Below are 24,301 nucleotides of genomic sequence, written 5' to 3'. Positions count from 1 at the left end.
AATTACTGAGGAGCATAAAAATCCTCCTCAGTAATTCTCTCTCATTAATTATTAATCTCTTTTTTATTATAAAGGCGCTGCAAATCCCTTGCGGTACTTTCATTTAAATATTTAAATCATAAACATTCACTAAAAAATATAATTTCCTCTGCGTGATTATTTATGATACACGCCCGCCTCATACCTTAGTTAGCATTAAATTGAATTTAATGTCGATTAGCGTGAGGTCTATATTATGTGTTCTGCAAAGCAAGATGTACAACCAGAAATTATCATTCAGGATAATGACCCCTCTATTATTTATACCGGAAACTGGACCCGATATACCGGACGAGCATACAGCGATGATGGTGCAAGTATGGCGCTGTATGATAACGGTAAGTATTTTGAATACACATTTACCGGTTCAGGCATTGGGTATTACAGCGAAGGAAATACCGATCAGGGCGAAATAGATTTTTATCTTGATGGCGTGTTACACGGTACGGCAACAACCAAAACTTCAACGCGCCAGTACAGCGATCTTATTTATTATATTACCGACATATCGCCCGGAGAACATACTTTTAAAGGGGTGAAAAAAAACGGATCCTGGATGCTGCTTGATCAGCTTAAAGTGTATAACGATGCCGCGCTTACCGCTGAAGTAGAGCAATTTTTGGGCGCAGGCAGTGAAGGGACAGCACGACTTCAGTTCAATCAATCGCTGGATAGCCAAAGCGGAACTGAACCGGGAAATTATCAGTTGAACAACGGAGCAAGCGTTGTCTCCGTCACTTTAAGCAATGACCGAAAGACTGCTGACCTCACCATTACCGGGCTGACCACGCAAACGGATTACACACTCACGTTGAGCCAAATCAGCAACCAGATTCTGACCACCACCGTTCAAAACCAGACCTTTACGCTAAACTACACTGCACTTCCTGCGGAACAGGTTTATGACGACCCGGTCGCCGACATTGTATATGCCGGTAAGTGGACGCACAGCACGAACCGTACACAAAGTATCTTTTATCACACCACCTCGTATACCCAGAGTAATAACTCTGCGACCTTTACACTAAACTTTATTGGTACCGGTATTTCTTATATTGCCGAAAGCAGTAGCGATCAGGGTGATGTTGAAATTTATATTGATGGTGTGTCTCAGGGCAGAATAAGCACCTGGTCTTCCACCCATCTGGACAGCCATATTCTGTATCAAAAGGTGGATTTACCGTTTGGTTCACACACGATTCAGGGAATTAAACGTTCGGGGTCTTATGCACATCTGGATGCATTAAAAGTCTACAATGCCGGTGATCTTGAAATTGTTGAAACCACTACCGACAGTAATAACAATATTCTGGTGACGTTTAACCAGGCTCTGGATTCAACGAGTGCGTTAACTCTCACTAACTCTGTGCTGGATAATAGTGGCGTTATTCAAAGTGTCGCGCTGAATGATTTAAAAACCACACTGACACTTAATGTGCCTGACTTACAAACTGGAATTCCCTATACCCTGACTTTCCACGGATTTAAAAATGAGATCCTGACGAAAGATTTTGCCGATATTCAGGCCACGTTTACTTACAACCAGGGCATGAAGTATTACTACACCTTTGATGATGAAACTGACGGGGCTTTCTTAGAGACCATTAATAACCAACGTAGTGCAATAAGCCAGGGGCAAGCCCCCTCGCTGGTGACGGCAAAGCTTAACAATGGTATCGATTTTGCCAGCGGGCAACCGGGTTATATTGATTTAGGCGTGCTGGATTGTTTGCAATATTCCGCCTTTACCGTGGAAGCCTGGATATACCCGCGTTCAACAGCGATGAGTATGATCGTCAGCCAGGATACGCGCAATAACAACAACCAGCGCTGGCAGCTTTATACCCAGGACAATCAGCTGGTTTGCACGATGTCGAATGATACCAACAGCACCTCATTTACTTTAAAAACCAAGTCTTTTATTCCGCTGAATGCCTGGACCCACGTCGCCATTTTGCGCCAGGGTGATGAATATGCCCTGGCCGTTAACGGCAATATGGCGATGACAGGCGGCAGTAACGTGGTGCAAACGAACGTCACCACTTCGGTGAAAGTGGGCGGACGGCTGGATACCAACGGCGCGGTGACGGATGCTTTCGACGGTATCATTGATGAAGTTAAATTCTTTGATTCACAGATAAGCCCGCAAACGTTGAGCGGGCATTATCGTCAACTGGCCGACACGAACTTCAACCTTCAGGCGAGTAACGGCACGCTGAAAGCTGCGTTTGTTCACCCGCAATCTGTCGAGCCTGTGCTGAGTGATTTCCGGACACACCTCAAAGTGAACAGTGAAATGCGCGTGGGTTTGCCAATAACTGGTTTTGTGTGGGATGCGGCAAGCAATACGGCAACACTCTCTTTCACGCCACTCGAACTTGCGGCGGTTGAACAAAATATCATCTTCACCGTGCGTTATCGGGAGTTGCCTGTCGATGCGGATTTCTCGCTGGAACCGACCACGATAGCTGCCCCTTCCCTCTCGTCACTGGTGTTAAACGGTTCGTTACTGACGCGCGAAATTTTACGCCCGGATTATCTTTTTACTGACCCCGGCGGTTTTGCAGAAAATGGCAGTGAATACCTGTGGGAAGTGGCGGGCAGTACGACTGGCCCATTCAGTACCATCAACGGGTTGCATACCCGCACAATGATGCTGTTGCCTGAGCACAACGGGAAATACATTCGTGTCACGGTTACACCGCGCAATGAACGCCTGTGCTTTGGTGAGTCACAATCTGTGATTGTCGGGCCTGTCGTTGCGCGAAGTGGCAACCCGCGAACCGACTGGTTCCGCAATGCGCACTACGGCGTATCGCACCATTTCCTGCCTAACTATCTCAATCTCTCATCGGATATTCCGCAAGATGAGAAATGGCAGCCGGGCGAAAGCTGGGACGATTTCCTCAGTACTTTTGACGTGCAGGCTTATGCCAAAGCCGTCAGCGAAACGGGGGCGGGATTTGTTCTGCTGACGATGGATCAACATGCCGGATATAACCTTGGCCCGAATAAAACTCATGACGCCATTCTGGATATTGAACCTGGCGTGCGCAGCGCCATTCGTGATTTGCCGCTGGAAATGGCTCAGGAACTGGCGAAATACGATATCAAACTGATGTTGTACATGATGGGTTACGCGCCTGCTAAAGCCAGCCTGGTCTATTACGATGATGACGCGAATCAGCACTCGCCGGATCGCTGGGGTGACATGCTGGTCCCGCATCTGTACGAATGCTCCCCGTTTGACAACGTTATCACGTCAGAAACCACGCGCATGAATTACGCGGTGGTAAGAGAGTTTGGTGAACGCTACGGTGATTTGTTAGCAGGCTGGTGGTTCGATGGCATGTGGAATAACTACACCGACATGAGCCAGCCCTACAATATCAATGACGTGGTGGACGGCTCGCGGGCGGGGAATCCGGACCGAATTGTCACCGGGATTGGTGTTCATACCCTGACTTACACGGATTACTCAGCGGGTGAATCCTACGGCTCGAAAAATGCCGAAGGCAACTATGTGATGACTGACCTGCCGGACACACGCTGGGACAGCAACGACGGCTATCATCAGTGGTTCCGCTGGATAGCACTCGGTAACCAGGCGGTGAATGCGGGCTGGGGCGCGATGGGTTCAAGCGATACCGGTAAACATTACGACACCGACGCGCTCGCCCAATGGGTGAAAGACGTAGCTGCCCGTGATGGCGTGGCCTGTATGGATATTCGCATCAACCGTTTCGGAGAACTGGACCCGATTGTTTCTCAACAACTTGCGGCCGTCAACGCGGCAGTTTATCCGTCCCTCGATGACGAGCAGTTGCTTGATAAAGTACAGCAAACCACGCTGCGCTATTTCTGGGACTACGCACACCCGACCAGCGGTCTGGCTTTTGAGCGGTTATATCGCAACAGCGATGCCGGGCCTGATGAACCCATTGCGATTGGGGGGAGCGGTTTTGGCATCATGGGGATTTTAGTGGCGATTGAGCGCGGTTTCGTCAGTCGTGAGGATGGGTACGACCGCATTAACAAAATGGTCGATTTCCTTGGCGGGCCGACCACGCGCTACAAAGGGGCCTGGCCGCACTGGATTAACGGCAGTACGGGCGCGACCATTCCGTTTGGTTCCGATGATAACGGTGCCGATCTGGTGGAAACGTCGTATATGGCGCAGGGCTTGTTAACAGCGCGTCAGTATTTTAACGACACTGCGCTGACGGACAAAATCAACGCCCTCTGGCATGACATTGACTGGAACTACTTCACCAATAACAGCAACAGCCTGTACTGGCATATCGATAAAGATTTGCAGTTCACCATGGGGATGAAAATCACCGGCTGGAATGAGGCGATGATAACCTATCTTTTGGCTATCGCTTCTCCGACGCATGCCATCGACCCGGCACTCTGGAAAAGTGGCTGGTCACAGGGAAGTTATAACAACAAAAACAAAGTCTATTACGACATCACGTTGCCGATCGGCCCGACGATGGGCGGCCCGATGTTCTTTATGCACTACTCGTTCCTCGGTTTTGATCCGCGTAACCTGCGGGACAGTGCCAATAACGTGAATTATTTCCAGCAGGGTGAAGCGCAAAGCCAGATCCAGCAGGCTTACAGTATCGATAATCCTGGCGGATTTAACGGCTATGCAGAAAATTACTGGGGACTGACATCGGGTTACGGGCCTGCAGGTTATGCAAGTCATGATCCAACGTCTGATGACGGCACGATTACCCTTACCGCTGCACTATGTGACTTACCTTACTTACCTGAAGCGTCGATGGCAGCGCTGCGCCATTTTTATGACGACCTGGGAAATGCGCTGTGGACAGAGAAATGCGGGTTTATTGATGGTGTTAATCTTTCCAAAAACTGGTATTCCGATGGATATCTGGCCATCGACCAGGGGCCAATCATTGGCATGATTGAAAACCATCGTAGTGGATTGTTATGGCGCTATTTTATGACCTGCCCTGAAATTCAGCAGGCCTTATCTCTTATCGGTTTTGTCGATGATGACATTCCGCCACGTGAGAGTTAATTAACGGTCGGATCTCCGGTGTTTGTCTGCGAGAGTCAATGCAGGCAAACACTTCCCACCGTTATGACAACACTTTGATGCTAACACCTCAGTCCGGGGAGCCCACGGGCTCCTTTTGCTTTATTGCAGATTACTCCACTTCCAGCGCCTGTCTGAACTGATCCCACATTTTCACCGCCGACGGTCTGGCTGATGCCACTTTCACCGGCAGTTCTGGCGGTGCACCGGCTTTCATCTCGCCGAGATCGAACACAAAGGTGTAATCCGGTTCCTGCCCCATACGTAAATCGCTGACCAGAATATGACCGCCCTGCTCTTTTACGCTGAAAAAGCCGTGGCTGAACCAGGCGACACGCGCCAGAAAGGCATTATCTTTGTGTGCTTCATACAACGCTTCACCGCGCGGATAGAAGCGGAAACGGATCGGCGAATCCGGATGCAGCAGCGAGGTAAACCCTTCGCCGTAACTGTCTTTACTCATCACCACCACACGCCACACCAGCGAATTGAGCGGGGTCGGCGTGACCAGAATCTGTGTGCTTTCGATGTTCTGGCGTTGTAATTCCTCGCCCACATGCCGCGTCACCTGATGTTGCTCGAAGGCGGTACAGGCCAGATATAAACAACTCACGCCCAGCAACACGTTATTCCACATGATCCCACGCTGTTGCTCGCGGTACAGCGCCAGCCCGACGCCGATGATCAGCGGTAAGGTATAAAGCGGATCGACGATGAAAATGCTGCCGACCGCAAACGGATAGTTTGTGAATGGCAATCCAAGCTGCGTGCCGTACACCGTCATCAGATCCAGCAACGGATGAGTGATCAGTGCCAGCCAGACCGCGCCCCACCAGCGTTTGAAATGCTGCCCGCCGCTGAGCAATTTTGCCATCAGCCAGGCAATCAGCGGCGAAACCAGCGTCAGATAAAACAGCGCATGGCTTTCGGTGCGATGCAGGGTCATATTGCTGATGGCGTCACCGTGATCGTAAAACACATCCAGATCGGGCAAGGTTCCGCATACCGCGCCAGCCAGTGCAGATTTCCACACCGGCACCCGTTTGCCCATCACCGCAATGCCGACCGCAGCGCCAAGAACTAATTGTGAAACCGAATCCATTCTGCCCTCTCAGACCCGAAGCTGAATGCCTTCGGTAATAATGCGCTGCACGTTACTCACCGTTTGTTCAAAGAACTCAGGATCACTGAGCGTTTTGCCGGTGATGGCTTCGACCTGCACGCCGAAATCGGCGTAATGCTGCGTGGTCGCCCACAGCATAAATATCAGTTGCATCGGGTCAACAGGTGCGATCAGTTCTGCTTTAATCCAGCCGCGTATCACATCCGATTTATCTTCCACCAGCGTTTTCAGGCTACCGCCCAGTTCCTGTTTCAGCAGCGGCGCGCCCTGCACCATCTCCAGACAAAACAGCTTTGATGCCTGCGGGTGATCGCGCGAAACGCACAGCTTCAGGCGGATATATTCCCGGATAGCTTCCAGCGGATGTTGATCCGACTGCAACGCTTTCAGCGGCGCCAGCCAGATATCCAGCAACCCTTTGAGCACCGCGATATACAAATCTTCTTTCGACGGGAAGTAATACAGCAGATTGGTTTTGGACACGTCGGCGCGCTCGGCAACCTGATCCAGACTGGTGCCATGCATGCCGTACAACGAAAAGAACTCCAGCGCCGCCGCCATGATATTGCTGCGTTTGGCGGCGACGGCCCGCGAGCGTCGCGTCGGCGCTTTCGCCGCCGTCTGGCGGGATTTTTTCTCTCCGGCGTGAGGCAACGGAGGTTCAACCAATGGCTTCACAATGTCTCCCTGAGACAAACAGCAAGACGGAAATCATAACAAATGGAGGTACAAGCGACTATCGCTAAGCCTGTCGATGATGAAAGTAACACCAAAGACAATAAACATTAACCACAAAGAGTTATCCGCTTAACAAATTTGCACCATTTTTGTTCAATCCTGCCTGATAGATGTGCAGTTATTTTTGACCAGATGGTCTGAAACAGACCATTTGCTCCACCTGAAAACGAAACACATTTTTAACTCATTGATAACACTGCGCATTCTAAAAGTGGCATCACGTTTGCAATAGCTTTCCCGTCAGGAGATTTCAGCACGGTGCAATTCGGAACCCGCAGGACGCACTCAAGCCGCGCAGAGATTTTCGCAAGCCCTTGTTTTGGTAATTTTATTTTCAACCGAGGTGAGCTATGAAAATCGGTGTATTCATTCCTATCGGCAACAACGGCTGGTTAATTTCAGAAACTGCGCCGCAGTACAAACCGACCTTCGAACTGAACAAAACCATCGTGCAGAAAGCGGAGCATTATCATTTTGATTTCGCGCTGTCGATGATCAAACTGCGCGGCTTCGGTGGCAAAACCGAATTCTGGGAACACAATATGGAGTCGTTCACGCTGATGGCCGGTCTGGCTGCCGTGACCTCCCGCATCCAGCTTTACGCCACCGCCGCCACGCTGGTGATGCCTCCGGCGATTGTGGCGCGCATGGCCGCCACCATTGATTCCATTTCCAACGGACGTTTCGGCGTGAACGTCGTCACCGGCTGGCAGAAACCGGAATACGAGCAAATGGGCATGTGGCCGGGCGATGACTATTTCAGCCGCCGCTATGATTACCTGACCGAATACGTCAGCGTGCTGCGCGACCTGTGGGGCACCGGTCACTGCACACTCGACGGCGAATTCTTCAAAATGGACGACTGCCGTGTCAGTCCGCGCCCGCAGAGCGAAATGAAAGTGATCTGCGCCGGACAAAGCGATGCGGGTATGGCGTTCTCCGCCAAACATGCCGATTTCAACTTCTGCTTCGGCAAAGGCGTTAACACACCGACCGCCTTTGCACCGACCGCCGCACGCATGAAAACGGCGGCCGAAGCCGAAGGGCGCGACGTTTCTTCTTATGTCCTGTTTATGGTGATTGCCGACGAAACCGACGCTGCTGCCCGTGCCAAATGGGATTTGTATAAATCCGGTGCTGACGCCGAGGCGCTCGCGTGGCTCACCGACCAGAGCAGCAAAGACACCAAATCCGGCGCTGATACCAACGTCCGCCAGATGGCTGACCCGACTTCGGCGGTCAATATCAACATGGGCACGCTGGTCGGTTCTTACGCCAGCGTTGCCAGAATGCTTGACGAAATCGACACCGTGCCCGGCGCAGGCGGCGTACTGCTGACCTTTGACGATTTTGTCGAAGGCATCGAAAACTTTGGCCGTTATATCCACCCACTCATGAAAACCCGCCAGCACATCGGCACTGAGCAGAAAGAGGTCGCATGATGAACGTTGTTGAGAATCAAACTGTGGTCCGCCGCGAGCCCCACAACACCGGCGAGGAAACGATCCTCACAGCACGTCCTGAAGCCATTGCGTTTACGCCGCAGCAAACGGCGCTGATTGTGGTGGATATGCAAAACGCCTACGCCTCACAGGGCGGTTATCTGGATCTGGCGGGGTTTGATGTCTCCGCCACCGCGCCGGTGATTGCCAATATCAAAGTGGCGATTGCCGCTGCCCGCGCCGCCGGAATCAAAGTGATTTTCTTCCAGAACGGCTGGGACAACCAGTACGTCGAAGCTGGCGGTGCCGGTTCGCCTAACTTTCATAAATCCAATGCGCTGAAAACCATGCGTAAACGCCCGGAACTGATGGGCAAACTGCTGGCGAAAGGTGACTGGGATTATGACCTGGTGGATGAACTGCAGCCGCAGCCCGGCGACATTGTCCTGCCCAAACCACGCTACAGCGGCTTCTTCAATACTCAGCTCGACAGCCTGCTGCGCAGCTACGGTATTCACCATCTGGTGTTCACCGGCATTGCCACTAACGTCTGCGTGGAATCTACGCTGCGTGACGGCTTCTTCCTCGAATATTTCGGTGTGGTACTGGAAGACGCCACCCATCAGGCCGGGCCGGAATTCGCGCAAAAAGCGGCGATTTATAATATCGAAACCTTCTTTGGCTGGGTCTCCAGCGTACGTAATTTCTGCGACGCCGTGGGTTACAAAACTGAACAAAACGCGGCCTGACCGCTTTCTGAAAAGGACAATTAACCATGCCTAAAAGCGCCATTATTCCGGCTGGCAGCGGCGTTCCGCTGGCACCTTTTGTTCCGGGCACCCTCGCCGATGGCGTGGTGTATGTTTCCGGCACGTTGCCGTTTGATAAAGACAACAACGTCGTGCATGTCGGTGATGCCGCGGCGCAAACCCGCCACGTACTGGAGATCATCAAAAATGTGATCGAAACCGCAGGCGGCACAATGGATGACGTCACCATGAACTCAATTTTCATCACCGACTGGGCGAACTACGGTGCAGTAAATCAGGTTTACGCCGAATACTTCCCGGGCGAAAAACCGGCACGGTTCTGCATTCAGTGCGGGCTGGTGAAACCGGATGCGCTGATCGAAATCGCCTCGATTGCCCATATCGGCAAATGATGCGTGCGATGGAACCTGTCCTGAACTCCCTGAGGTAACAGCATGTATTACAAGGTACTGGGTAAGAAAAATGCTGATGCAGAAACCGTCGTGCTTTCCTCCGGCCTCGGCGGTTCCGGTGGTTTCTGGCAGCCGCAACTGGCCATGCTCGCGGAGCATTTCCGCGTGGTGGTCTATGACCAGCACGGTACCGGCGTCAGTCAGGGCACGGTGCCCGCCGGTTACCGGATGGAAGACATGGCCGACGAACTGGCGGGCATGCTCAACGGGCTGGATATCAGCCGCTGTCATCTGGTCGGTCATGCGCTCGGCGGCATTATCGGCCTGCATCTTGCCCTGCGTTATCCGGCGTTGTTGCAAAGTCTGGTGGTGATTAACGGCTGGACGAAGCTCGACAGCCAGACGCGGCGCTGCTTTGAAGTGCGGCAGAATTTACTGCTCAACAGCGGGGTCGATGCCTACGTGCAGGCGCAGCCGCTGTTTCTGTATCCGGGTGACTGGCTTTCTGAACATGACGCGTTATTGCAGGAAGAGCGCCAGCATCAGGTGGCGCATTTTCAGGGGATGGAAAACCTGCTGCACCGTTTGCAGGCGCTGATGAATTCAGACCTGACGGCGTCGCTTGGACAAGTGATCACCCCGACGCTGGCTTTCAGTTGTAAAGACGATTTGCTGGTGCCGTGGTCGCGTTCGGTCGATCTCGCTTCCCGTCTGCCTAACGGCGAACACACGCAAATGCTGTACGGCGGCCACGCCATGAGCGTGACCGATCCGGAAACCTTTAACCCGATTTTACTGGACTGGCTGCTGCGGCACTCATCGCAAGCGTCCGCTACGCCGTCCGGTCACCTGCCCACGGAGACATCATGGCCGAAGCATTAACCGCCACCGCGCTGGCAACCTTATTCACCGAAGCCCGCACGCACAACGGCTGGCTGGATAAACCGGTCACCGGTGAACAACTGAAAACGATTTACCAACTGGCGCGCATGGGGCCGACCTCGGCCAACTGCAGCCCGCTGCGCATCGTGTTTATTCAGAGTCCGGAGGCGAAAGAAAAACTGGCTCCGGCGCTTTCGGGCGGCAATCTGAAAAAAACCATGACTGCGCCGGTGACGGCGATCATTGCCTGGGATCCGGAATTTTACGAACTGCTGCCGGAACTGTATCCCTCCGGCGATGCCCGTTCGTGGTTCACCTCCAGCCCGCAACTGGCGCACGACACGGCATTTCGCAACAGCAGCTTGCAGGCCGCGTACCTGATCATGGCCTGCCGCTCCCTCGGGCTGGATACCGGGCCGATGTCCGGTTTTGACAACGCCAGAGTCGATGAAACATTTCTGGCGCAGGAAGGCTGGAAATCTAATTTCCTGATCAACATCGGTTACGGCGATCACAGCAAAGTGTATCCGCGTGCACCGCGCCTTGATTTCGACCGCGCCTGCCGCGTGCTGTAAGCATCAATGAAAAAATTTGAGGACACGACCATGCCATCAACCCTGAACGCCACACTGCCTGTTCCCGATATGCCAGTCGTCGAGAAACACGCTGCCGTTGAAAAACAAGAGTACCGCGATGCTATGGCGCGCCTCGGCTCAGCCGTCAACATCATCACCACCGACGGCCCCGGCGGACGTGCAGGTTTCACCGCCTCCGCCGTATGCAGCGTCACCGATTCGCCGCCGACATTGCTGGTCTGCCTGAACCGCTCAGCGTCGGTGTATCCGGTCTTCAAAGAGAATCAGGTGCTGTGCGTTAACACGCTGGCTGATTGCCATGAGTCACTGTCCAATTTATTCGGTGGAAAAACGCCGACGGAGCAACGTTTTGAAGCCGCCGAGTGGGAACGCCTCGCCACCGGCTCACCGATCCTCACCGACGCGCTGGTGTCGTTTGACTGCAAAGTCACGCAAATCACCAGCGTCGGCACCCACGACATTTTGTTTTGTGAAGCCGTTGCGTTACGACGCAACGACGACAGCCACGGACTGGTGTATTTCGACCGACGCTATCACCCGCTGATGCGTCAGATAGCCTGATAACTCAATCCTCAACTTAGTAAGGGTCGTGCATGGCAAATACCTGGTTTCCACAATGGCGTAAAAGAGAAGGCAATCTGGATGGCGCGGTGATCGCACCGGATGAACGATTGCCGTTCGGATCGACAGTAATCATGGGGCTGCAACATACGGTGGCGATGTTTGGTGCCACCGTGTTAATGCCATTGCTGATGGGTTTTGATGCCAACATGGCGATTTTGATGTCGGGCATCGGCACCCTGCTGTTCTTCCTGGTGGTCGGCGGACGCGTACCCAGTTATCTCGGTTCCAGCGCCGCGTTTGTCGGGCTGGTGATCGCCGTGACCGGCTACAGCGGCCATGGTGCGAACCCGAATATCGGCGTGGCGCTGGGGGGCATTATTGCCTGCGGCGTGATTTATACATTGATCGGTTTTGTGGTGATGGCAGCCGGTACGCGCTGGATTGAACGTCTGATGCCGCCGGTCGTCACCGGTGCGGTGGTGATGGCAATTGGTCTGAACCTCGCGCCGATTGCCATTAACAGCGTGTCGGCCTCGTCATTTGACAGCTGGATGGCGGTAATGACCGTGCTGTGTATCGGCTCGGTGGCGGTGTTCACCCGCGGCCTGGTGCAGCGCCTGTTATTGTTGCTCGGTCTGGTGGCGGCGTACCTGATTTACATGGTCATTACCAACGGCCTCGGGCTGGGCGCACCGGTAGATTTCAGCGCCGTGGCACAGGCGCCGTGGTTTGGCATCCCGGCCATCACCACGCCGGTGTTCAGTTCTCACGCCATGCTGATGATTGCGCCAGTGGCGGTGATTCTGGTGGCGGAAAACCTGGGCCACATTAAAGCCGTGGCCGGTATGACCGGCAAAAATCTCGACCCGTACATGGGCCGCGCGTTTGTCGGTGACGGTCTGGCAACCTTACTTTCCGCCTCGGCGGGCGGCACCGGTGTCACGACTTATGCCGAAAACATCGGCGTGATGGCGGTCACCAAGATTTACTCCACGCTGATTTTTGTTGCTGCGGCGATTGTTGCCATTGTGTTGGGCTTCTCGCCCAAGTTTGGTGCACTGATCCACACCATTCCGGGGCCGGTACTCGGCGGCGCATCGATTGTGGTGTTCGGACTGATTGCTGTGGCAGGTGCCCGCATCTGGGTACAAAACCAGGTGGATCTGGGACTTAACGGAAATTTGATCATGGTGGCAGTCACGCTGGTACTGGGCGCAGGCAACTTTACCCTGAGCCTGGGCGGCTTCAGCATGGGCGGCATCGGCACAGCCACGTTTGGTGCCATTTTACTCAATGCCTTCCTGAGTCGCAGCAAACAGGCAAAAATTCAGCCTGAAATAAAAGCTGGCACAGAAGCTGCATTAAAAGATCACTGACGACCTCAGTTTCTCCTTAGCTCATCATTTTTGATGATCGCCAGCGGTTAGCCGGTCCACCCGTCCGGATTAGCCGCTGGTTTTTTTCTTTCTGCCTCCCGCACATTTTCCCTAATGCCGTTTCCAGCTAACGATTGCAAAATTCCTTCGTTCACCTCCCTCTTAAATTGGTTTGTTATGGGCTCAGCACTTTGGTTCTAAGCACGCCAAAGTCATCACCTGTCACCATGACCAATAAGAAAAAGGGTTTAACGATGAAGAACATTCGCCGGATTAACGCGGTGACCCGCGCACTGGCTTTAGGGGCACTTCTCACCAGCACGTTTTCTGCCATCGCCGCCGACGGCACACCGGTTCAGGGCGGCACGCTGATTTATCTTGAACAGCAGGCGCACACCAACCTGTATCCGCCCGCAGGTGGCTTCTACCCGAACGGCGGCATACTCAATCAGATCACCGACAAACTGACTTACCAGAATCCGAAGACGCTGGAGATTGAACCCTGGATTGCTGAATCCTGGTCATTCAACGCAGATAAAACCGAATACACCTTTAAACTGCGTCCGGGCGTGACCTTCTCCGACGGCACGCCGCTCGATGCCAACGCGGTCGCCAAAAACTTTGATACTTACGGTCTGGGCAACAAAGAGCATCACCTGCCGGTCTCCGAAGTCATCAACAATTATGACCACAGCGAAGTGGTTGATCCGCTGACCGTGAAGTTCTATTTCAAAAAATCCTCGCCGGGATTCCTGCAGGGCACGGCAACCATTGGCTCCGGTCTGGTGTCGCTGAGCACGCTGGATCGTAATTTTGATGCGCTGGGCGACGCCACGCACATCATCGGTTCCGGCCCGTTTGTGGTCAGCAAAGAAACGCTGGGGCGTGAAGTCGATCTGACTGCCCGCAAGGATTACAACTGGGGGCCGAAAAACCTTAAACAGCAGGGTCGCGCGAATCTTGACGGCATCAAAGTGATCGTGACCGGTGAAGACAGCGTGCGTATCGGCGCACTGCTGGCGGGTCAGGCTGATTTCATCCGTCAGGTTCAGGCGTATGACGAGAAACAGGCCAAAGACCAGAGCTTCCCGCTTTATGCCGCGCCGACCAAAGGCGTTAACGACAGCATTTCGTTCCGGCCGGACAACGCGCTGGTATCGGATCTGAAAGTGCGTCAGGCGCTGCTGCACGCCACCAACAGCAAACAGGTGGTCGATACGCTGTTCTCACCAAACTATCCGCAGGCCACTTCGGTGATTGCCAAAACGGCAGCCGGTTATGTCGATCTGAGCCACAAACTGACCTACGACCCGACGCTGTCCAAAAAGCTGCTTGATGAGGCGGGCTGGAAACCGGGTCCGGACGGCATCCGCCAGAAAGACGGCAAAACGCTGTCACTGACTATTTATGAATCGCTGCCACAGCCGCAGAACAAAGAGGTGTTGCAACTGGTTTCCCAGCAATGGAGCCAGGTCGGCGCGAAGCTGAATATTCTGGCGGGCGACGCGGGCAGCCGCGTAGCGGATAACCTCGATCCGGAGAAAACCCCGGCTAACGTGGTGGAAGTCGGACGCGCCGATCCGGACGTCATCAAAAGCTCCTTCTACCCGACCAATCGCGATGCGCTGCTGCAAAAAGGCGGCCTGAGCAGCAAGGTGAAAAGCTTCCGTGACGACAAACTTAACGATCTGCTGACCGCGATTTCTGCCGAAGTCGATCCGAAAAAACGGCTTGAACTGACCGGTGACGTGCAGAACTACCTGCTCGATCAGGCGTATGTCATTCCGATTTTCGAAGAGCCGCAGGTGTTTGCCGGTGCGCCGTATTTCAAAGGCGTAAGCTTTGAAGCGGTCGGGCGTCCGAGCTTCTACGGCGCATGGCTGGAAAAGCATTAACAGACGGGAGTAAATCATGAGCCGATACGTGAGCGGTCGATTCGGGCAGGCTTTGCTGGTGTTGTGGGCGGCGTTTACCGTCTCCTTCATCCTGTTGCAGGTGCTGCCCGGCGACGCGATTCTGATTAAATTCCAGAACCCGGACATGGGATTAAGCCCGGCACAAATCGCCGATATGCGTGCCGCTTACGGCGCGGATGTGCCGGTCTGGCAACAATATCTGCATACGCTGGGCAATTTCCTGCGCGGGGATCTGGGTTACTCGATTCAGGCTGGCGTACCGGTCACCGAATTACTCAGCAGCAACTTTCCGCCGACACTGCGTCTGGCGCTGATGGGTTTTGCTCTGGCCGCCGTGGTGGCTTTTGCGCTGGCATTTCTTTCCAGCCTGCTGCATTTCGGCTGGCTGAAAAATGCTTTTCAGGCGGTGCCGTCGCTGTTTATTTCCATCCCGACCTTCTGGCTGGGCATCGCGCTGATTCAGTTTTTCTCGTTCCATCTGCGCTGGATCCCGGTGATTAATCCGGGTGAATGGGTCGGGCTGATTCTGCCGGTTATCACCCTGGCGGTACCGATTTCCGCGCCGCTGGCGCAGATCCTCATCCGCAGTATTGATCAGGTGCAAACCCAGCCGTTTGTCGCCGTCGCCCGCGCCAAAGGTGCCAGCCGCAGCGGCGTGTTGTGGCGTCATGTGGCGCGCAACGCCCTGCTTCCGGCGCTGACCATTGCCGGTTTGTTGTTTGGCGAACTGATTGCCGGAGCGCTGATCACCGAAACCGTCTTCGGTCTTAACGGCCTCGGGCAACTGACCCAGCAGGCAGTGAATAATCAGGATGTCGCCGTGTTGCAGGCGATTGTGGTGATTTCCGCCGCCGCCTTTGTTGGCATCAATTTACTGGTCGATTTGCTGTATCCGCTGCTCGACCCGCGCCTTAAAACCTCTGCCTCTAAACATTCAGGAGGAGCCACCGCATGAGCAGCTTACCGCTTGGCAAAAGCATTCTGTCGTTGCCGGTGACACAGCGCCGCCGCTGGAAACCCGCCCGCCTGCAGCCGGGCTTAATTCTCGCCTGGCTGGTGATGGCGACCGTCATTTTGTGGGCGATTGCCCCCGGCTTATTTACGGATTACAGCGGTACCGAAGGGATTGCCGGGGCGCAGCGTCTGGCGCCGCAGGCCGGACACTGGCTGGGCACGGATCAGCTCGGCCGCGATGTGTACGCACGCATTGTGTATGGCGCATCGCATTCCCTTTCCGGTGCACTGGTCGCGGTGGCGCTCGGGCTGGTGTTCGGCACCGCGCTAGGGCTGGCGGCGGGTGCCAGCGGCGGTCTGGTGGATGCCATTGTCATGCGCATCAATGACGTATTGCTGTCAATTCCCGGCCTGCTGTTGTCACTGAGCGTGATTATTCTGCTCGGCTTCGGCACGGTGCACGCAGCGATTGCCGTCGGTGTCACGTCGGTTGCCAACTTCGCCCGCCTGGCACGTGCCGAAGTGGTGCTGGTACGTCACAGCGATTACGTCGAAGCCGCGTACGGCAGCGGCGGTTCCTTCTTCTCTGTTTTGTGGCGACACATTTTGCCCAACTCGCTGACCTCAGTGATCGCCTTCTCGGCGTTGCAGTTTGGCAGCGCGATTCTGGCGATTTCCACCCTGAGTTTTCTCGGTTATGGCACGCCACCGCCGACACCGGAATGGGGGTTACTGATTGCCGAAGGCCGCAATTACATTTCCACCGCCTGGTGGCTGACCACTTTCCCCGGCGTGGTGGTGGTTTTAGTGGTGCTTTCCGCCAACCGCATCAGCCAGTCATTACGCAGGAGAACGCGATGAACGCACAGGCCACTTTTACGCATGACGCTCCGCCGGTTCTCGAACTGGAAAACGTATCGATTGCCTACGACGGCAAACCGGTGGTGCATAACGTATCGTTTTCCATTAACGCCGGGGAGGTGCTGGCGCTGGTCGGCGAATCCGGCTCAGGGAAAACCACCACCGCACAGGCGATTATTGGCCTGCTGGCAGAGAACGGCCATATCGAACAGGGCGAAATCCGTCTGAACGGTTCCGACATCAGCCAGTGGTCGCAGCGCCGTCTTGATGCCCTGCGCGGTGCGCGCATCAGCCTCATTCCGCAGGATCCGACCAGTTCGCTGGATCCGGTGAAAACCATCGGTTCGCAGGTGGCGGAAATTCTCGATATCCATCAGCGCCTGCCGCGTGTGCAGCGCGACGCCCGCGTGGTGGAACTGCTGTCACGCGTCGGTCTTTCGCACCCTGAGCAACGGGCGAAACAGTATCCGCACGAGCTTTCCGGCGGCATGAAACAGCGCGTATTGATCGCCATTGCCATTGCGCTGCAACCGGCGCTGATCATCGCCGATGAGCCGACCAGCGCGCTGGACGTCACAGTGCAAAAACGCATTCTGGATTTGATCGACGAACTGCGCCGCGAATCCGGCACCGCCGTGTTACTGGTGACACATGACCTGGCGATTGCTGCCGAACGCGCCGACCGGTTGCTGGTGTTCCGTCACGGCAAAGTGCAGGAACAGGGCATCACACGCGAGGTGCTGGATGCACCGAAAAGTGATTACACCCGCCAGCTTTTCGCCGATGCCCCGGCCCTTTCCGGCCGTCACCGTGCACAACTTCGCGCGGCGGAAGATCCGGTGCTGGTGGTCGAAAACATCACCCATGATTTCACGCTGGGTGGCAAACATCAGGCGGCGTTCCGCGCGGTGGATCATGTCTCTTTCAGCATTCCGCGCGGCACCACCCATTCGCTGGTCGGCGAATCCGGCTCCGGCAAAACCACGCTGGCGCGCATTCTGCTCGGTTTTCAGAAACCGGACAGCGGACGCGTACTGATCGACGGCGAAGACATCACACGGCTAAAAGGTGAAGCCTTGCGGCAGTTACGCAAGAAAATCCAACTGGTATATCAGAACCCGTTCGCCTCGCTGGATCCGTCGCAAACGCTGTTTCGCGTGATCGAAGAACCGCTGCTGAATTTCGAAAAAATCCCGGCTGCCGTGCGCCGTGAACGGGTGCTGGATATCGCCCGCCGCGTGGCGCTGCCGGAAGAATTACTCAGCCGTAAACCTCGCGAACTGTCCGGCGGTCAGCGCCAGCGTGTGGCGATTGCGCGCGCGCTGATTTTAGAGCCGAAAGTGCTGATCCTTGATGAAGCCACGTCGGCGCTCGACGTCACCGTGCAGGCGCAAATCCTGACGTTACTTCAGCAGTTACAGGACTCACTCGGCCTGACCTATTTGTTTATTTCGCACGATCTGGCCACCGTCCGGCAAATCTCACACAGCGTCTCGGTGTTAAACCGCGGGCAGCAGGTGGATTCCGGCAAGGTGGAAGACGTTTTCGCCCTGCCTTCCAGCGATTACACCCGCCAGCTAATCGATGCTATTCCCGGTCGCCACCGCGCCGCATAAACCAGACCATGAAACAAGAGGGACATTATGAGCAGTAAACGTCTTGGATTTTTCACCCGCCTGCTGGACAACACCAGTGCGCAGGAACGTTACCGGCTGGCGACCGAGCAAATCATTCATGCCGAACAGTTAGGTTTTGATTCCGCGTGGGTCGCGCAGCACCATTTTCATGAAGCCGAGGGCGGCCTGCCTGCGCCACTGGTTTTTCTTGCGCAGGTCGCGGCGCATACCCGCTTTATCCGTCTCGGCACCGGCGTAATCACGCTGCCGATGGAAAACGCATTGCGCGTTGCCGAAGACACCGCCGTGCTGGATTTACTCTCCGGCGGACGGCTTGAGGTCGGTTTAGGCTCAGGCGGCACACCGTCATCCTTCCCGCCGTTCGGGCTGGAAAGTCACGAACGCGGTACGGCATTTGGCAATAATCTGCAAACCCTGCTCACCGCCTGGCGCGGCGAACCGCTGGCGGGCACCGATAACCGCTTATATCCGGCGGCACCGCAACTGGCGAACCGCGTCTGGCAGGCGACTTTCTCGGTGGACGGCGGCGCACGTGCCGGTAAATCCGGCGACGGACTGATGCTCTCGCGCACCCAGCCACGTCCGGCGGACGCGCCGGATTTGCGTCTCGATGAGCTGCAAAACCCGATCATTGATGCCTATCTGGATGCACTGCCGGAAGGCGTAGCGCCGCGCATCATGGGTTCGCGTACCGCATTCGTCACTGAAAACGGCGATGAAGCGCGTGAACTGGCGCAAAAAGGCTTACGCCGTCAGGCCGAAAATCACCGCGCCAGCGGACAGACGGTGCAAGGCGACACGCTGGATGATTATATCCGCGCCTTCGACGTGCATCTCGGCACGCCAGCGCAGGTGACCGCGACGTTGCAGGCCGATACCGCGCTGGCCCGCGTCACCGATCTGGCGTTTCAGGTGCATTCCATCGATCCGCCGCATCCGTATATTTTACGTTCCATCGAACTGATTGCCCGTCACGTTGCGCCCGCGCTCGGCTGGGTTCGCCGCACGCCGCAACGCAGTGTTTCCACCTCTTCTGCCGATTCCTCATTCTCAAGGGAAGCCCTATGACTACCTTTTCGACCGACCTGCTGGAAAAACTGGCCGATATTGCCCCGGATTCCGCATTGAAACAGGCTCGCGATACCCGCGACGCCGCCACCCGTCACGCACAGGGCAGCTATGACGCGCTGTTTACCGAACAGGATGGCGTGGATTTCTCACTGGCTGAGCGCCTGCGGCTGGCGCAAAACGTCGCGCGCTGGCACGGCGATTCGCAACTGACTAACCACTATTCCGAGCGTTTGCAGGATTTGCCGGATATCGACGAAACCGCACGCCTCGACGCGGCACTGACCCACGGCGAACGCCTGAGCTTCAAACCTGCCAGCGCGACGCCGGCGCATTTGCAGGCACTGAAAAAAGCCGGCTGGTCGGTGGATGCCATTGTCACGCTGTCGCAACTGATCGCCTTCGTCAGTTTCCAGAGCCGCGTGCTGCGCAGCTACCGTCTGATCGGTGGCAAGCCGGTGGAGAACGGCAGCAATAAGCCGGTCGGTGCCGCGTTCTGGCGCACCGAACCCAATACCCACAGCGGCCGCGATGCACCACAGGCCTTTACCCAGGAAGAACTGGGCTGGGAGCCGTGGATCCCGGCAAAAAAACTGGAAGAATTTGATGAAGCCCAGCAGGCTATTCTGGCGAAATTCGGCCATACCGATTCTGACTATTTCCGCCTGTTAGGTCGTAATTTACCGGTACTCGAACAGCGCACGCTGACCGACAAAGGGATTTTCTATACCTCCGGCGGGTTGCCGCGCAAAGAGCGCGAACTGGCGGCGACGGTTGCCAGCAAAATTAACGGCTGTATTTATTGCGCCTCGGTGCATTCGCGCAAAGCCAGCCAGCTTTCCAAACAGACGGAAGATGTCCAGCGTCTGATCGACACCCCGCCGGGCGGCATTCTCAGCAAAGAACAATCTCCGCGCTGGCAGGCTGAAATTGATTTCGCCGCCGCGCTTTCCGCTACCCCACCGGTCGCCACTGAGCAGCACATTGCGGCGCTGCGCGAGCAAGGTTTAAGTGAGCTGGAGATTGTCGATCTGGCGCAGTCTGCGGCGTTCTTCGCCTGGGCAAACCGTCTGATGTTAACGCTGGGAGAACCGTTTAATGACTGAAGCACAACATTCGCAGCCCCTTCGCCCGCAGCTTGATCACGTGGTGATCAACGTCGCCGAACAACTGGATCAGGCCGGGCAGCAGTTCCGCCGTCTGGGGTTTCATCTCACGCCGCGCGGGCATCACTCGCTGGGATCCAGCAATCATCTGGCGATTTTCGGCGAAAACTATCTTGAACTGCTCGGCTATGAGCCGGGCAACGCTCACACCCGCAAAGACCTGTGGCAGGCACCGCTTGGCCTGACCGGTCTGGTGTGGAAAACGCAGAATTCATCGGCGGTATACGAACATCTGCAACAGCAAGATATTGCCGGTTCCGCACCGGCGGAGTTCTTCCGCCCCGTCGGGCTCAACGACGGCACTTCACCGAATGCGCGATTCCGCACCGTACCGCTGGCCGCCAGCCGCGTACCGAATGGCCGCAGTTTCTTTTGTCATCATCTGACGCCGGAACTGGTGTGGCGCAACGAATGGCAACACCACCCGAACGGTGTTGCCGATATCACCGGTTTCGTGATTTCTGCGGCAAATCCGCAGGAAGCCGCTCAGGTGTATGGCGAATTGTTTGGTGTCAGTGCGCTGGAGTTCAAACCGCAGGAAGTCGTGCTGCGCGCAGGCCGCGCCGCCGTCCGGTTTATCACACCGGAGCAAGCCGCCGCTGAATTCGGCATTGTGCCGGAAGGCGAGAACGGCAGCGCCCGCATGGTCGGACTGGAATTCGCCACGCGGTCGCTGGAGGCAGTACGGAATAGTTTGCGGGTGGGGGAAATACCTTTCAGGGATGACGTTAACCGTGTGTCTGTCCGGGCAGCGGACGGGCTTGGGGTGGCGCTTGGATTCAGCGAGGAATGATCTGCTTTTAGCTCCTCCCCCTGCGAAGGGGGAGGATAGCCTACACATCATATTGAATATCAAGGATATTAATTTTCTATTATGAATTTATATCCTGTTTTATATCCAGCAAATAAATCTTATACAAACTAATTTCTGTTTTGAAGAAAAGAGCACAAATAGTTCAAGCGTTATTCGAAACTACAATTCACAGGATAAATCTTACTCATTGAATTTATTGAAATTTGGCATTATTTCCACATAAAGTATAGGTGTATGTTATCGTTTTATCCACAGAACGGTAATCATTATGCCTCACACGACAAAACGTCTCTATTTCTATGCTCCCGGTGATCATTTCCATCTTGCCCCTCTTGATATGTTTGTTGTGGCAAAAAAATCAGTCAGAGAAAACGGCATTCACTGGCTGGAACCCGTCTGGTCAACAGGCCCAACTCCCGATAAAAATGGTTTGTTGTTATTCACTTCTAAACTGGATGCTTTGATATATACCTTCATATTAAATAAAGGGGCAAACGAGGATTGGAATGTTTACCCTTTCAATGATGTCAGCGTGACTGAAATGATGATTGATGTAGCTCCACTGACAGAGACATATTCAATATATATTGCATTCGGTTTCAGCGTAGATAGCAAAGAGTCTCTTATATTTACCAGCGGTAGTTTACGAACCAGAAGTTTTATGCAAGGTCTCAAAATAGAAAAAGAAAGCTCTTCTTTATCTCCAATTACGCTGAAATTTGAAAACACACTTTTTCAACAAATAAATGATTACTGGAAAGATTATTACGCTGATTATTGTGAGGAAATAAAAAAACAAAACGCATTAGACAGTGCACATTTAATGCAAGTTGCCCATACTGCCATTGATAAAATTGAAAGATCTAAAAATGAGAAAATAAACGATTTTGATTGTATTTCGCATTACTCAATTAACAAAAAAAAATGGATCACTTCATACTGAAAAGGATAAACAAGTATGGCAATGCTCGGATATTTTATTCGTCTTGGTGATAAGACATCATGCGGCGGAAAAGTAGTAAGTGCAACAAGTCGTATTATACATCACGGACTAAATTTAGCTCGTGTAGGAGATAAAGTGACATGCGGTGAAAACGAAGGTGAATTTAATCTGTTTGGTGGAATACAAAACTACACTTGCGATGGTATTCCTTGTATTGGCACACTTGAAAGTTTCGCCGGTTGCCCATGTCGATCTAGATTATTCGCAAGTGAATTTTCATCCAGTTACTATCCTGAACCGCCGAAAATGGCGTCACAGAAAACCACTGTCAATGAACCTGAGCAACACGCACAGGCGGCAAAGAAACAGATGGTTACTGAAACTAAACCAGAATCGGCACCAGCTTCCCCTCTAAAAGAGGATAAACCACCACGCGAACCGGTGGATGCTGGATTCTGTATTGTCGATTTACCTGCGAATGTAAAAGATTTTGGTGACTATTTATTTTATAACCCTGTAGCAGGTGCAAGAGAATTATACGATACACTCAACGGCAGCGGGCCAATCAAACCAGCGTCTATTCTTTTATTAGTAGACCCTGATAAACAAGATCCAAAACAAATCGAAACTTTGAAGAAAGCAAAAGCAAAAGTTGATACTGCATTAAGTGATTTGACTATGGAGGAAGCCAGTTTTTTACATAAACATAAAGATACGATTGATATATTTATGGCTGTCGGAAATAAAGGGTTTGGAGTGGCATCTGAAATAGGCCAAAAATACTTTGAAGAAATAGAAAATATATTAGCAGACATAGAAAAAACTTATCAGAACGCTTTTAGAACGAGCGGTGCATTAATCGGTCAACAATTTTACGTACAAAGAGCAATTCAATTTAAAAAGTTAAATTTGATATTGAATAGTTTTATGAAAGACAAATTAGGTATGGCTCAGTACAATGATTTAAGAAAAGCATTAGGGCTTTCAAGTAGAAGTATTATGCACCAATGGACTCAAACAGGTATCGGCAGCATTGAAGGCTACGCAACATATATTGAGAAATCTGCTAAACTTATAAAAGCCATGAAGAAACTTGGGTACATCGGGATAGCTTTTGATTTCGGTAGTACAACTAACAAAGTCTATGATGCTTGCACCATCGGCAGAGAAGCAGATTGTACTAAGACCGCTTTCACAGAATATGGTGCTCTTACTGGTTCTGTGGGAATGTCCGCTGCTATTGGCCCGGCTGTTGGTGGACTCTCTACAACTGTTTGTATGTTTGCATTGGGATTAGTAACCGCAGAAGTTGGGGGATCTGGAGCACTTTTATGTACCGCAGTCGGTGTTACAGGGGCGATAGCTGCCGGTGAATTTGCGGGTTCACTAGGTGGCGAGTTGGGGGGGAGTATAGGCAAAGGAATATATGAGGTTATATATAGTGAATGAGTATTTACGCAATGTTGTATTAGTTTCACTCTTTATTAATTGCGTGCTTTATCTTTTGATTACATATAGAAACGAAAAGATGTATATAGGTATTTGTGAAATGTTTCGTGCTGTCAGTCACACTACAAATGATGACTATTGTTTTAAATATTTCAACTTTAACATTACCTTTTATTATGTACCAACTAAGAAAATAATATATGTATATCTCCCATTGATTTTTAAGAAAAACATCTCGACTAACAAGTCAGTTTCGGATGAATGGTATATCTTTATCAATACATTGCCATACTCTAAAAAAGCATGGCTATATTGTGAAATATTTTTACTTAAATTGTCTGGAATCTTGATGGCGCTACTTTTCGTATTATGGATGTTATGATAAAAAAAAAGGTGCGGAATATTCCCGCACCTTTTTTTTTCTGCCTGTTCGGCAGTGAACTACAATTACAATCAACTATTCGTAAAATTATGCTACATATTTCTAAGCTGCCTGTTCGGCA

At 53.2% G+C, this 24,301-nt stretch carries 19 protein-coding genes; 17 read left to right on the top strand and 2 right to left on the bottom strand.

Going from position 1 to position 24,301, the window contains the following annotated elements:
• Positions 1–358 precede the first annotated feature (358 nt).
• On the top strand, positions 359–5,089 hold the full coding sequence (locus tag DXU84_RS02230) for a glucoamylase family protein (RefSeq protein WP_228388932.1): 4,731 nt from the start codon (positions 359–361) through the stop codon (positions 5,087–5,089).
• 130 nt (positions 5,090–5,219) lie between these two features.
• Here DXU84_RS02230 and DXU84_RS02225 read toward each other — a convergent pair whose 3' ends face one another.
• Together DXU84_RS02225 and rutR are read right to left on the bottom strand one after the other, a co-directional pair.
• Complete coding sequence (locus tag DXU84_RS02225; protein ID WP_013576305.1) at positions 5,220–6,209, bottom strand: metal-dependent hydrolase; 990 nt, start codon at positions 6,207–6,209, stop codon at positions 5,220–5,222.
• A gap of 9 nt (positions 6,210–6,218) precedes the next feature.
• On the bottom strand, positions 6,219–6,908 hold the full coding sequence (gene rutR / locus DXU84_RS02220) for an HTH-type transcriptional regulator RutR (protein WP_013576306.1): 690 nt from the start codon (positions 6,906–6,908) through the stop codon (positions 6,219–6,221).
• 410 nt (positions 6,909–7,318) lie between these two features.
• Between rutR and rutA the strand changes: the two genes are divergently transcribed.
• From rutA to DXU84_RS02140, 16 genes are all read left to right on the top strand, one after another.
• Positions 7,319–8,410: a pyrimidine utilization protein A gene (gene rutA, locus DXU84_RS02215; RefSeq protein ID WP_153374685.1), complete on the top strand. Its 1,092-nt coding sequence runs from the start codon at positions 7,319–7,321 to the stop codon at positions 8,408–8,410.
• Positions 8,407–9,159, top strand: a complete 753-nt coding sequence (gene rutB / locus DXU84_RS02210; protein ID WP_015690206.1) for a pyrimidine utilization protein B — start codon at positions 8,407–8,409, stop codon at positions 9,157–9,159. The genes rutA and rutB overlap by 4 nt, the downstream gene beginning before the upstream one ends.
• A gap of 26 nt (positions 9,160–9,185) precedes the next feature.
• Entirely contained in the window at positions 9,186–9,572 is a 387-nt protein-coding gene (rutC, locus tag DXU84_RS02205; RefSeq protein WP_112198068.1) for a pyrimidine utilization protein C, read from the top strand.
• A gap of 42 nt (positions 9,573–9,614) precedes the next feature.
• Positions 9,615–10,454: a pyrimidine utilization protein D gene (gene rutD / locus DXU84_RS02200; protein ID WP_015690207.1), complete on the top strand. Its 840-nt coding sequence runs from the start codon at positions 9,615–9,617 to the stop codon at positions 10,452–10,454.
• Positions 10,439–11,029, top strand: a complete 591-nt coding sequence (locus tag DXU84_RS02195) for a malonic semialdehyde reductase (RefSeq protein WP_013576311.1) — start codon at positions 10,439–10,441, stop codon at positions 11,027–11,029. Before rutD ends, DXU84_RS02195 begins: the two co-directional genes overlap by 16 nt.
• A gap of 69 nt (positions 11,030–11,098) precedes the next feature.
• The gene (gene rutF / locus DXU84_RS02190; protein ID WP_153374752.1) at positions 11,099–11,611 is read left to right on the top strand and encodes an NADH-dependent FMN reductase RutF; all 513 of its coding nucleotides are present in this window, start codon (positions 11,099–11,101) and stop codon (positions 11,609–11,611) included.
• A gap of 32 nt (positions 11,612–11,643) precedes the next feature.
• Positions 11,644–12,990 (top strand): pyrimidine utilization transport protein G, encoded by a 1,347-nt coding sequence (gene rutG, locus DXU84_RS02185; RefSeq protein WP_015690210.1) that lies wholly within the window; start codon positions 11,644–11,646, stop codon positions 12,988–12,990.
• Between the two features lie 254 nt (positions 12,991–13,244).
• Positions 13,245–14,885: a TIGR04028 family ABC transporter substrate-binding protein gene (locus DXU84_RS02180; protein WP_015690211.1), complete on the top strand. Its 1,641-nt coding sequence runs from the start codon at positions 13,245–13,247 to the stop codon at positions 14,883–14,885.
• 16 nt (positions 14,886–14,901) lie between these two features.
• Positions 14,902–15,861, top strand: coding sequence for an ABC transporter permease (locus DXU84_RS02175; RefSeq protein WP_131638074.1), 960 nt, complete (start codon positions 14,902–14,904; stop codon positions 15,859–15,861).
• On the top strand, positions 15,858–16,721 hold the full coding sequence (locus DXU84_RS02170; protein ID WP_126125041.1) for an ABC transporter permease: 864 nt from the start codon (positions 15,858–15,860) through the stop codon (positions 16,719–16,721). Before DXU84_RS02175 ends, DXU84_RS02170 begins: the two co-directional genes overlap by 4 nt.
• A complete protein-coding gene (locus DXU84_RS02165) occupies positions 16,718–18,337 on the top strand; it encodes an ABC transporter ATP-binding protein (RefSeq protein WP_153374683.1) in 1,620 nt (539 codons plus the stop codon). The genes DXU84_RS02170 and DXU84_RS02165 overlap by 4 nt, the downstream gene beginning before the upstream one ends.
• A gap of 27 nt (positions 18,338–18,364) precedes the next feature.
• On the top strand, positions 18,365–19,426 hold the full coding sequence (locus DXU84_RS02160; protein ID WP_153374681.1) for a putative FMN-dependent luciferase-like monooxygenase: 1,062 nt from the start codon (positions 18,365–18,367) through the stop codon (positions 19,424–19,426).
• Entirely contained in the window at positions 19,423–20,532 is a 1,110-nt protein-coding gene (locus tag DXU84_RS02155) for an alkylhydroperoxidase domain protein (protein ID WP_153374679.1), read from the top strand. The genes DXU84_RS02160 and DXU84_RS02155 overlap by 4 nt, the downstream gene beginning before the upstream one ends.
• Positions 20,525–21,385, top strand: coding sequence for a VOC family protein (locus DXU84_RS02150; RefSeq protein WP_153374677.1), 861 nt, complete (start codon positions 20,525–20,527; stop codon positions 21,383–21,385). Before DXU84_RS02155 ends, DXU84_RS02150 begins: the two co-directional genes overlap by 8 nt.
• Before the next feature lie 289 nt (positions 21,386–21,674).
• Positions 21,675–22,349, top strand: a complete 675-nt coding sequence (locus DXU84_RS02145; protein WP_153374675.1) for a hypothetical protein — start codon at positions 21,675–21,677, stop codon at positions 22,347–22,349.
• Positions 22,350–22,364: 15 nt separating this feature from the next.
• Complete coding sequence (locus tag DXU84_RS02140; protein ID WP_153374673.1) at positions 22,365–23,798, top strand: PAAR domain-containing protein; 1,434 nt, start codon at positions 22,365–22,367, stop codon at positions 23,796–23,798.
• Positions 23,799–24,301: the final 503 nt, after the last annotated feature.

This window comes from Rahnella sp. RcJ3, from assembly GCF_009498575.1.
Lineage (GTDB): Bacteria > Pseudomonadota > Gammaproteobacteria > Enterobacterales > Enterobacteriaceae > Rahnella > Rahnella aceris.
The sequence above is the reverse complement of the archived record's forward strand: the minus strand, read 5'-3'. Positions and strand labels throughout refer to the sequence as shown.